7 protein-coding genes and 1 pseudogene are annotated in these 9619 nt (G+C 64.5%); 6 read left to right on the forward strand and 2 right to left on the reverse strand.

The window, feature by feature from the left end; translation table 11 throughout:
* From VFW93_RS11760 to VFW93_RS11775, 4 genes and pseudogenes are all read left to right on the forward strand, one after another.
* On the forward strand, nucleotides 1-679 hold a 679-nt coding region (locus VFW93_RS11760; RefSeq protein ID WP_329694178.1), incomplete at its 5' end, for a phosphate acyltransferase.
* Between the two features lie 205 nt (nucleotides 680-884).
* Complete coding sequence (locus tag VFW93_RS11765; protein WP_414639666.1) at nucleotides 885-1379, forward strand: ribonuclease domain-containing protein; 495 nt, start codon at nucleotides 885-887, stop codon at nucleotides 1377-1379.
* An 81-nt stretch (nucleotides 1380-1460) separates the two neighbouring features.
* Nucleotides 1461-1847 (forward strand): annotated as a pseudogene (locus tag VFW93_RS11770) (barstar family protein); the annotation flags it as partial.
* 404 nt (nucleotides 1848-2251) lie between these two features.
* On the forward strand, nucleotides 2252-5035 hold the full coding sequence (locus VFW93_RS11775; protein ID WP_329694180.1) for a S8 family serine peptidase: 2784 nt from the start codon (nucleotides 2252-2254) through the stop codon (nucleotides 5033-5035).
* 8 nt (nucleotides 5036-5043) lie between these two features.
* Here the strand turns inward: VFW93_RS11775 and VFW93_RS11780 are convergent, their stop codons facing one another.
* Nucleotides 5044-7326 carry a lytic transglycosylase domain-containing protein gene (locus VFW93_RS11780; RefSeq protein ID WP_329694181.1) on the reverse strand — a complete coding sequence of 761 codons (2283 nt, stop codon included), beginning with the start codon at nucleotides 7324-7326 and terminating at the stop codon, nucleotides 5044-5046.
* A 17-nt stretch (nucleotides 7327-7343) separates the two neighbouring features.
* Between VFW93_RS11780 and VFW93_RS11785 the strand changes: the two genes are divergently transcribed.
* Together VFW93_RS11785 and VFW93_RS11790 are read left to right on the forward strand one after the other, a co-directional pair.
* Complete coding sequence (locus tag VFW93_RS11785; protein ID WP_329694182.1) at nucleotides 7344-7925, forward strand: 5-formyltetrahydrofolate cyclo-ligase; 582 nt, start codon at nucleotides 7344-7346, stop codon at nucleotides 7923-7925.
* Nucleotides 7926-8070: 145 nt separating this feature from the next.
* Nucleotides 8071-8775 carry a PEP-CTERM sorting domain-containing protein gene (locus VFW93_RS11790; protein ID WP_329694183.1) on the forward strand — a complete coding sequence of 235 codons (705 nt, stop codon included), beginning with the start codon at nucleotides 8071-8073 and terminating at the stop codon, nucleotides 8773-8775.
* A gap of 173 nt (nucleotides 8776-8948) precedes the next feature.
* On the opposite strand, the gene VFW93_RS11795 is transcribed toward VFW93_RS11790, so the two are convergent.
* A complete protein-coding gene (locus VFW93_RS11795) occupies nucleotides 8949-9569 on the reverse strand; it encodes an OmpW/AlkL family protein (RefSeq protein ID WP_329694184.1) in 621 nt (206 codons plus the stop codon).
* Nucleotides 9570-9619: the final 50 nt, after the last annotated feature.

A 9619-nucleotide genomic window follows, 5' to 3' on the forward strand; every position in this document is an offset into this window, starting at 1 on the left:
CCGCCGCCTGACCCTGATCGGCTCGATGCTGCTGCACAAGGGCGAAGTCGACGGCCTGATCTGCGGCACCTGGGGCAACACCAGCCTGCACCTGCACTACATCGACCAGGTGATCGGCCGGCGCGCCGGGGTCAAGACCTACGCGGCCATGACCGGCCTGATCCTGCCGGGCCGCACCGTCAACCTGCTCGACACCCACATCAACTACGACCCGACGGCCGAACAGCTCGCCGAAATCACCATCATGGCCGCCGAGGAAATGATGCGCTTCGGCCAGCGACCCAAGGCGGCCTTGCTGTCGCACTCGAATTTCGGATCGAGCAACCAGCCTTCGGCCGTGAAGATGCGCGAGGCCCTGGCCCTGATCCAGGAGCGCGCGCCCTGGCTGGAAATCGACGGCGAAATGCACGGCGACACGGCCCTCGACGAGCCCTACCGCCAGCAATTGATGCCGCGCAGCACCCTCACCGGCGAAGCCAATCTGCTGGTCTGCCCGAACATCGACGCGGCCAACATCGCCTACAACCTGCTCAAGGTTGCGGCCGGCAACAACATTGCCCTGGGCCCCGTACTGCTGGGCGCCGCCAAGCCGGTGACGATTTTGACCCCGTCCGCCACGGTTAGACGAATCGTGAACATGACGGCCATGACGGTAGCCGACGCCAACGCGGTTCGCTGAAGCAGACCAGCGGCCTGAAACGCCGTGAAAGCCCCGCCCAGCCTGGGCGCGGGCTTATATCACAATCTGTCAACCCCCCACGCAAAGGCCCCGGGAGCCCGCTTTAGGGCCCCCTGGGCCTTGAGCTTTTCGGCTCTTTTCTATACAGTCACGGCTTTAACGAAGAGCTGCATTGCTGACAGATCAAGGCTGGAAACACAGCATCATGGTGCCCCGCACAGTCAACAGGGAATCCTCGTCAGGCGGTTGTGGCTTGACATCTGCGGCACCCGCCGCAGTCGCCAGAACCTCCCGCGCGTGGTCTGCCGTTTTCCTGACTGGTGTGGCCCTGGTTTGTGCGGCCGCCTGGCTTCCTTCCGAAGCACTGGCCCGTCGCCATGCACCACAAGAGACAAGCACCGCCTCGTCGTCGGTGGCCCTGTCTGCCCTTCCCGAGCAAGCCCAAGACGTCCACCGCCGCATTGCCGCGGGTGGTCCCTTCAGGTATGCCAAGGATGGTGTGGTGTTTGGCAATCGCGAGCGCCTGTTGCCCCGTCGGCCGCGCGGTTTCTATCACGAGTACACCGTCCCTACCCCCGGCGAACGCGATCGCGGCGCGCGACGAATTGTTTGCGGAGGTAAAGACACTAGACAGCCTGAAACTTGTTTCTACACTGCGGATCACTATCAAAGCTTCCAGCAAATTGATCCACAGCGTTGAAGCGCCGTTCTTTTTTCTTAGACCTTTAACTTTGCTCGTCTGGCCATGACCACCTCCATGAATCCCGGGGCACAAGCGATCATGTTGTTGCAATCCGTTCGACCCAACATCGTTCAATCCATCCGCGCCTTCCGCCCGGAAGACTTGCAACTGGCTGCCAATGCGGTAGGCCAACATTTCCTGTACACGAACCTGAGCGCCGCTCAGAACAAGCAGGACGTGCTGGACATCATCGCCCGCGACTTCCTCTTCCCGGATCACTTCGGCAAGAACCTCGACGCCCTGTACGACTGCATGACCGACCTGGTGCACAAGTCCGGCCCGCAGCCTGGCTTCGTCGTGGTGCTGGAACTCATCCCTGACGGCAACAAGTGCGACCGCGAAACCCGCGAGCAACTGCTGGACGCCTTCCGTGACGCCGCCGACTTCTGGTCCGAGCGCAAGGTCGCCTTCCGCGTGTTCTACTCGATCGCCGTGTCGGGCAAAGAGTCCGCTGGCAACTGGGACAAGGCCGAAGTCGCCCAGAACGACCCGAACGTCAAGCCTGTCAAGGTTTCCAAGAACGCCCCTCAGCCGATGATCATGAACCTGCCGCCGATGAGCAGCGTGTTCGACACCTCGGCGCTGCTGGCTGCGGCTTGATAAACCGTATGTGAGCATCCCGGCGCGCGCCTGTCATCAGGCGCCGCGTCCAGAAAACCGGGCTGGTCGGCTGACCAGGCCCGGTTTTTCGCTTTTCTGCTGCATGGGCCTCCCCAATTGCGGGGAAATCCGCACCCTGTCATGGATGCGCTCCTGATCTCTTTGTATGCTTGCCGTGCCCCGCACCCGCGGCACCAGAAAACAGAGAACCGAAGATCAGGGAGTTGACCATGCCGACATTACTCGGCCAGGGATGGCACGCGCGCGCGACCTGCCTGGCACTGACCTTGTCGCTCACCGCCTGCGGCGGCGGTGGCGGCGGCAGCAGCACAAGCGGCACACCCTCCTCGCGCGGTGACGGCGACACGATCGTGACGTTGTCGGGCACCCTGTCCATGGTCGAGACGGCCGCCGTGGACTCGGACACCAACGACATCCGACAAGCCAACCGGCACGCCAACGACGATTTCGACACCGCCCAGGCGCTGACCACACCGGTCAACCTCGTGGGCACGGTCAACGAGCCAGGTGCGGGGCCAGATGGCCCCAACAAGATGCTGGGCGATCAGGTCGACGGCTTTGTGGCCGACCTGCAGACCGATCAGGTTGTGGAGCTGACCTTCTCGGCCGACCCGGGCAAGAACGACCTCGAGCTGGTGCTCTTCAGCGAGAACGACCGCCTGCATCCGGCCGGCATCTCGATGGGCACGGGCAACACGGAATGCATGCGCATCAGCCAACCGGGGCGATATTTCATCGCCGTCTACGCCAACGGTGGCGCGTCGGTCTACAACATGCGCATCGGCAGCCCGGCCACCGCCAGCGCCTGCGCGAACTCGACCAGCGCACAAGCCCTGGTGGCCACCAATCAACTGGTTGCGCTGCCGCGCAGCGAATTCCTGCAGCCCGTCAACCATGGCCGCGCTCAAGCACAGAGCGTGCAAACCATGCAGGGCTTCCACAGCGCAGCAGGGCTGACTCAAGTGCCCGTGCCCGCTGGCGTGCCCACGCTGCTGACCCTGCCAGCCACGGCCAGCGCCAGGCTCAAGGGCCTGGCCCAGGTCACCGGCTACACGGACTTCAAGCGTGCGTCGATGTTGAGCCAGGCGGCCACCCTGACTGACAAGCGCCCGCAAGGGCTGGCGGCCACACTCGACACCCTGGCCTATGCCAAGGCCCTGATGCGCACCGGCCAATACCAATACGTGGCGCTCAACGAGCGGGTCAGCCTGAATCAGCTGACCACAGGCGTGGGCAGCTTCCCGCCAGACGACCCGTTCTACCCACGCCAGCGCTGGCACTACGAGCAGATCAACCTGCCTGCCGCCATGGATCGGCTGGCCAGCCTGGCCACGCCACCGACGCGCCGCCCGATCGTGGCCGTCATCGACTCCGGCATCATGACTGATCACCCGGATCTGGCCGGGCAGATCGAGGGTGGTCGCAGCTTTGTGTCGGTCAACTTCACCGGCGATCGAGACTCTGCCAACCCGGATGACCCGTCCAGCCCCGACGCAGCCAGCGGAGAAGCCCCCCATTTCCACGGCACCCACGTGGCCGGCACCATCGCCGCACAAACCTTCGACGGCTACGGTGCAGCCGGCGTCGCCCCGATGGCCCGCCTCATGCCGCTGCGTGTGTTCGACCCCGGCAGCCCGTACGCCAGCCTGTTCGACATCCTCCAGGCCATGCGGTATGCGGCCGGCCTGCCCAACCGCAGCAACCTGCTTCCGCCACGCAAGGCCGACGTGATCAACATGAGCCTGGGCTCGACGTCGACCTGTTCCGCGGCGTATCAGGACACCATCAACCAGGTTCGCCAGGCCGGTGTGATCATGGTGATCGCTTCCGGCAATGGCGCCAACAACCCGCAAGGCATGACGGTGCCCGTGGGCTCGCCCGCCAATTGCCGTGGCGTCGTGGCGGTGGGCGCGTCCAACGTGGCCCGCGTGCAAGCCTTCTACTCGCAGTCAGGGCCCGAGTTGCGCGTCACGGCACCCGGCGGGGATTTCAGCACCTCGTCCACCGGGGATCCCGTCGGAGACCAGATCTTCAGCACGGTCCCCAACTTCACGCCGGAAGGGCGTCGAGTGGCCTCCGGAGGCCCCATGGTCGGCACCTCCATGGCCACGCCTCACGTGGCGGGCGTGGTCGCCCTGATGAAATACGCCTACCCCGATCTCACCCCCGACAAGCTCGACGAATGGCTCAATGCCGGCAAGCTCACGGATGACCTGGGTGCGCCTGGCTTTGACACCGCGACCGGCTACGGCCTGATCAACGCTCGCAAGGCCGTGGACGTGGCGCTCAACGAGGCACGAACCCCGGGCGTGGCACCCAAAGGCAAGATCGTCGCCAATCCGTTTGCGCTGGACTTCGGCGCTCAACGCACCAGCATGAGCCTGGTGCTCAACGTCACGGCCGCCACCACCGACGTGGTGAGAACGATCAGCAGCTCGTCCGCAGCGCTGCGCATCAACAAGGCCAATGTCGATCCCCAGACAGGCCTGGGCACCTACACCGTGAGCGTGGACCGCAGCCAGCTCCCTCAAGGCACCCAGTTCCTGACCCTCGACATCACCACAGGCAACGACAGCTTCACCGTGGAGGTGACAGTCGTCAACCAGAGCGGGGCCGGCACAGCCAGGCGTCAGGCTGACTATGGCGCGGTCTACGTGATCGCCATGGACGCGCTTACCAACCAGACCGTTGACGAAGTGGCCGTCAACGCGCAAAACGGGCAGTACACCTGGCAGTTGCGGGGGCCACTGAATGCCACGGTCGTCCTGGTGGCAGGCGCCGATCTGGACCAGAACGGCTTCATCTGTGAAGCGGGCGAGCCCTGCGGCGCCTACCCCTTGTTGTCGAGCGAGATGACCAGGCTGAAGCTTGGCGGCCCGATCGGCAACCTGAACTTCTCGATCTCGCCCATTGGCACAGGTGGCGACGCACAGGCGCTGAACCTGGGTGCGCCTGGTTCAACCACCATCCGGCCGATCAAGCATGGCCCGTGAGCAGGCGATCAGGGCAGATCGTCTTCCGTCGGAGGCGCGCTGGCGGCGCGGGGCCCCACCGTGGGCCCCAACCGGCTGCGCACGGACAAGGCCTTGCCGCTGATCAGATGCCCATACACCGTGGCGTTGGACAGCACCTTCTTGACGTAGTCACGCGTCTCGTTGAAGGGGATGTTCTCGACCCAGGCTGCGGCGTCCATGCGCGGCCCATCGCGCCAACGGCGGGGTCGTGAAGGGCCCGCGTTGTAGGCCGCCGCCGCCAGCCCCTGCGCGCCCTGGAAGTCATCCAGCACCAGCTTGAGGTAGCCGGCACCCAGGCGCAGATTGGTCATGCGGTCCATGAGCAGGCCGGGGTGGTACTCGATGGACAGCTTGCGCGCCGTCCAGGCGGCCGTGCCGGGCATCACCTGCATCAGACCGGATGCCCCCACCGCCGATTTCGCCGCGATGATGAAGCGGGACTCCTGGCGGATCAGCCCATACATATAGGCCGGATCCAGCCCGACCTCACGTGCGGCGGTCAGCACGTCGTGCTTGAAGGGCATGGGATAGCGCTGCTCCAGATTGAACTCCTGGCGGGTGCGCTCGCTGGAGTTGATGCACCGGTCCCAGATCTCGCGGCGACAGGCTTCCTCGGCCACGGCCATCAGTTCACGGTCGCTCAGGCCGCCAGCCTTGGAATAAGACAGCGTGAAATTCCACTCCTTGAGCGCTTCGGTGCGCCAACCCAGATCCAGCATGCGCAAGGCGCGGTCGATACCGGGTATGGCACGGGCATCGGCCAGCTCGCCTTCCGAAATGGCAGCAGGGCGAGCCGGCGCACGCGCTGGCGCACCATGCAACTCCTCGGCAGCAAGCTGCCCGTAGAAGGTCATCGGGTTCGCGACCCGCACCAGCAGATCACGCGCCTGTTGCCGCAGCCCGTCAGCCACGACCGGGGATGAGGCGCCACTTTTAGCCCGACCCTGCAAGGCCTTGGCCTTCCAGTAAAGCCAGGCGCCATCCTGCTGCTGATCCGGTGCCATGGCATCCACCGCCTGCTCCACCAGCTGCCAGCGCTCAGCCTGCCCGGCGGAAGCAGCACGCAAGCCGGCGCGCGCCATCCAGGCCAGGGTCTCAGCCGACCACGATGCGGCCACGCGCGAACCACTCAGGCGCATCTCGCCCGTTCCCGCGGCCAGGGCGCGATCGGCCAGCGCGCGTTCGAAGTACGCGGGTGCTTCGGGCATCAGCTTCCAGGCGGTCGCCCGCCCCAGCTGAGACCAGGCCCAGGCTGACTCCTCGGCGTTCCAGCGCCAACGCGCCCGCTGCGCACTGTCTTCGATGGCGCTGGCGGCGGCCAAAGGGTCCACCCCGGTCCAGCGCACATAGGCCAGGAGATTCAAGGGGCTGATGGCATCTGCCGGGATGGCCAGGGGCACCGGCGTCGGGTCAGGTTTGGCTCGACCCTTGCCGCGTTTGGCCGCCTTGCCCTTGTCCTTGTGCTTGCCCGCCTTGGGCGTCGCACTCAAGGAGGCGCCAGGCGCATGCTTGCTGTCATCGCCCCCGGCGAACGAGGCGTTACGGCTCGCCGCCGGCATCAGATAAGCCTGTGGCTGTGTCATGACCCGGCTCACGGCCTGACTGATCACATCACCCAGCAGCTTCGCACTTTGCTGCACCGCGCGGGGCTTGTCCGCCTCGATCGACAGCCTCAACTTGCGCCACACGTCGGCGGGCTCCAGGACACGGGCGGCCAACAGTACCTGGGCCATGGCGTCACAGCCATAGTCTGCGTCCTTCTGGCCCCACCAGGCCTGGCGCGCCTGCTCACGCCAGTCTCCCGGCCCCTCCATGGGGGCGCGGGTCTGGAAGCGTGCCAGCACCCCGAGGCAGCTCACCTCGCGGTCATCGTTCATCCGGAAGGCCGGCTGGATGCGCAGAAACGTTCGCCAGTCCTGGCGTCGACCCAGCTCCAGCAACCAGTCGTTGCGCGCACGGTCAGCCACATAGCTGTCGGGCCAGCGCGCCAGGAATTCATCCACCTCGGTCGGGCCGGCCTCGATCAGGCGCGCCTGGAAGTACCAGTAGTCGGCCCAGGGCGCCAGAGGATGGTGGGCAGCCATCAGCGCATCACGTGCCGCCAGCAGGCGGGGCTTGTCGCGCACGCGAAGCGCGTCGCGGGCATCCTGGACGGTGGTGTCATCCACCGCCGCGTGCACGGGGCTCACGCCTCCCAGCAGCCCCAGGGCCAGCGCCATGGCAGTCAGGCCCTGTGCGCCAGCAGCCGCATACTTATAAGAGATCCGCAATTGAGTAACCTTTTGTTATGGCCACGAACAACCCGCCCGCCACGCGCCCCGAACTGCGACAACACCTGCTTCAAGCGCGCCGCGACTGGATGAACACCCCTGCCGCCGCGCAGGCTCAAGCTGACCTGCAGGAACGCGTGCTGGCGGTGCTCGCCCAACTGGAGCCCGAGTGTCTGGGCTTGTACTGGCCTATGCAGGGCGAATTTAACCCAATGGCGGTCGCTTCCACAGCCCGTTCAGAGTGGGCCTGTCAACTGGCCTTGCCCTATGCGCGCAAATCACCCATCGACATGCACTACCGAGCCTGGGACGGCAACGATCAGCCCGACACGCGAGATGAATGCAACATCCCGTCGACCAAGGGCAAACCGGTGCGCCCGGACGTGGTGCTGGTGCCCTGCGTGGGCTTCACCCCGGAAGGGTGGCGGCTGGGCTACGGCGGAGGCTATTTCGACCGCTTCATGCAGGCTCACCCCGACGTCACGGCGGTAGGCGTGGCCTGGGATCTGGGCAAGCTGGAGGCCGCCACACTGGCCCCGGAAACCCACGATATTCCCCTCGTTCTCGTTCTTACAGAAAGCAACAGCTGGAGCGCTTAACGCCCCCCGGTTTCGGGGGGACTTCGAGGGAACCCTATGCGTTAATCGAGAAACAAGGGTGAAGATCGCGACATGGCTCACCAGAGCCTTCTATTCGAGGGCGGCAGGAGCAGCGCCCCAAATCAACCGAAACAAGGACGTGAACATGAAGTTTTTGAAGCATTTCGCCGTGTCGTTCCTGGCCGTCGCTGCAACCGCCGCCTCTGCAGCCAGCGTGACACTGAGCCCCGTGACCAGCTCGACCGTGTCGTTCGACACCGCTGCGCTGGCCTCGAACAATTTCACCGCTACGGCACTGGGTGGCTCCACCTACAACTCGTCGACCGGCATCCTGACCGACGCCATCGCCGGCGCTTCGGTGAGCAGCTTCCCTGGCGCTGCGCTGGTGTCGTATGACGCCACCTCCGGCATCTCGCTGAGCACCACCATCGCCTTCGTTGGTACGGTCAAGGTCAACATGACCAACTTCTCGTACAACGCCGCCGACAACATGCTGTACGGCGACCTGTTCGTGACAGCTCTGGGCAGCAGCAAGACCTACACGAACCAGTCGATCCTGGTGGCTGGCAACGAAGTGGGCACCATCGGCGCCGACAGCATCAACAGCGTGAGCAGCTCTGCTTCGGCACGTGCACTGAACATGACCCTGTCTTCGTTCACGCTGTCGTCCGACCTGCAAACCCAACTGGGTAGCGCCGTGTCCTTCGTGTCCTGGCTGCCTGGCGCCGTGAAGAACGTCACCGTGGTCAGCGCCAACCCGACGCCTTCGGTGCCTGAGCCCTCGACCTACGCCCTGATGGGCCTGGGCCTGGTCGGTATCGCCCTGAGCGCTCGCCGCAAGCAAGCCTGAACGACATGAGCCACGCGGGGGCCTGACCGGCCACCCGTGTTGCCAGGTCTTCAACAAAAAAGCTCCCTCCGGGAGCTTTTTTTCTTGGCAAGGCGCACGACACGGACACCCATAGAAAAAGGGACCCGAAGGTCCCTTTCAAGCGACTTGCAGCAGATCGCTGCAGTGCTGGATCAGAAGCGGTAGCCGATACCGATACCGAACAGCACGGGGTCAACCTTGACGGTGCCCAGCTGCGTACCGTTGTTGTACACACGGGTACGAATGTCGATCTTCTTGAAGTCGACGTTGATGGACACCTTGTCATTGATCGGGAAGTCTGCACCGAACTGAACAGCGGTACCCCAGCTGTGACGGTCGATGTCCAGCGGCAGCACGTCATTGAGGTTCACGGCCGAGAAGTGGGTGTAGTTCACGCCGAAGCCAGCATAAGGACGCACGGCCTTGTTGGTGGGGGCAAAGTGATACTGCAGCAACAGTGTTGGAGGCAGGTGACGCAGGGTACCCAGCTTGGTGCCGTTCAGATAGACGGTCTGCTTTTGAGGTGTGGTGGCAATCAGTTCCAGCGCCACGTTTTCGGTCACGAAGTAGGAAGCGTCAATTTCCCAGATGTACTTGGTGTTGACCGAAACCGAGTCAGTCGTGATGACGGCATCTGCCGTGTTCTGGTTCGCTGGGTCCAGTTGCAGGACACGGAAACGCGCCATGAAATCGCCAGCGTAAGCGGGCGCAGCGGCGGCGCATGCCAGAGCGGCAGCAGCGATCAGGCGGGTGCGGATGGAAGTGGCGTTCATGATTGATCCTTCTTGTGGCTAGGTTGCTGGGGAGCGTGTTGGCGCTACCC

The organism is Aquabacterium sp., from assembly GCF_036279675.1.
In the GTDB taxonomy this organism is placed as follows: Bacteria; Pseudomonadota; Gammaproteobacteria; order Burkholderiales; family Burkholderiaceae_C; genus Aquabacterium.

Coding starts and splice junctions, on each gene's coding strand:
- VFW93_RS11795 (WP_329694184.1), bottom strand. CDS start 9,569: ATGAACGCCACTTCCATCCGCACCCGCCTGATCGCTGCTGCCGCTCTG.
- VFW93_RS11790 (WP_329694183.1), top strand. CDS start 8,071: ATGAAGTTTTTGAAGCATTTCGCCGTGTCGTTCCTGGCCGTCGCTGCA.
- VFW93_RS11765 (WP_414639666.1), top strand. CDS start 885: ATGGTGCCCCGCACAGTCAACAGGGAATCCTCGTCAGGCGGTTGTGGC.
- VFW93_RS11785 (WP_329694182.1), top strand. CDS start 7,344: ATGGCCACGAACAACCCGCCCGCCACGCGCCCCGAACTGCGACAACAC.
- VFW93_RS11775 (WP_329694180.1), top strand. CDS start 2,252: ATGCCGACATTACTCGGCCAGGGATGGCACGCGCGCGCGACCTGCCTG.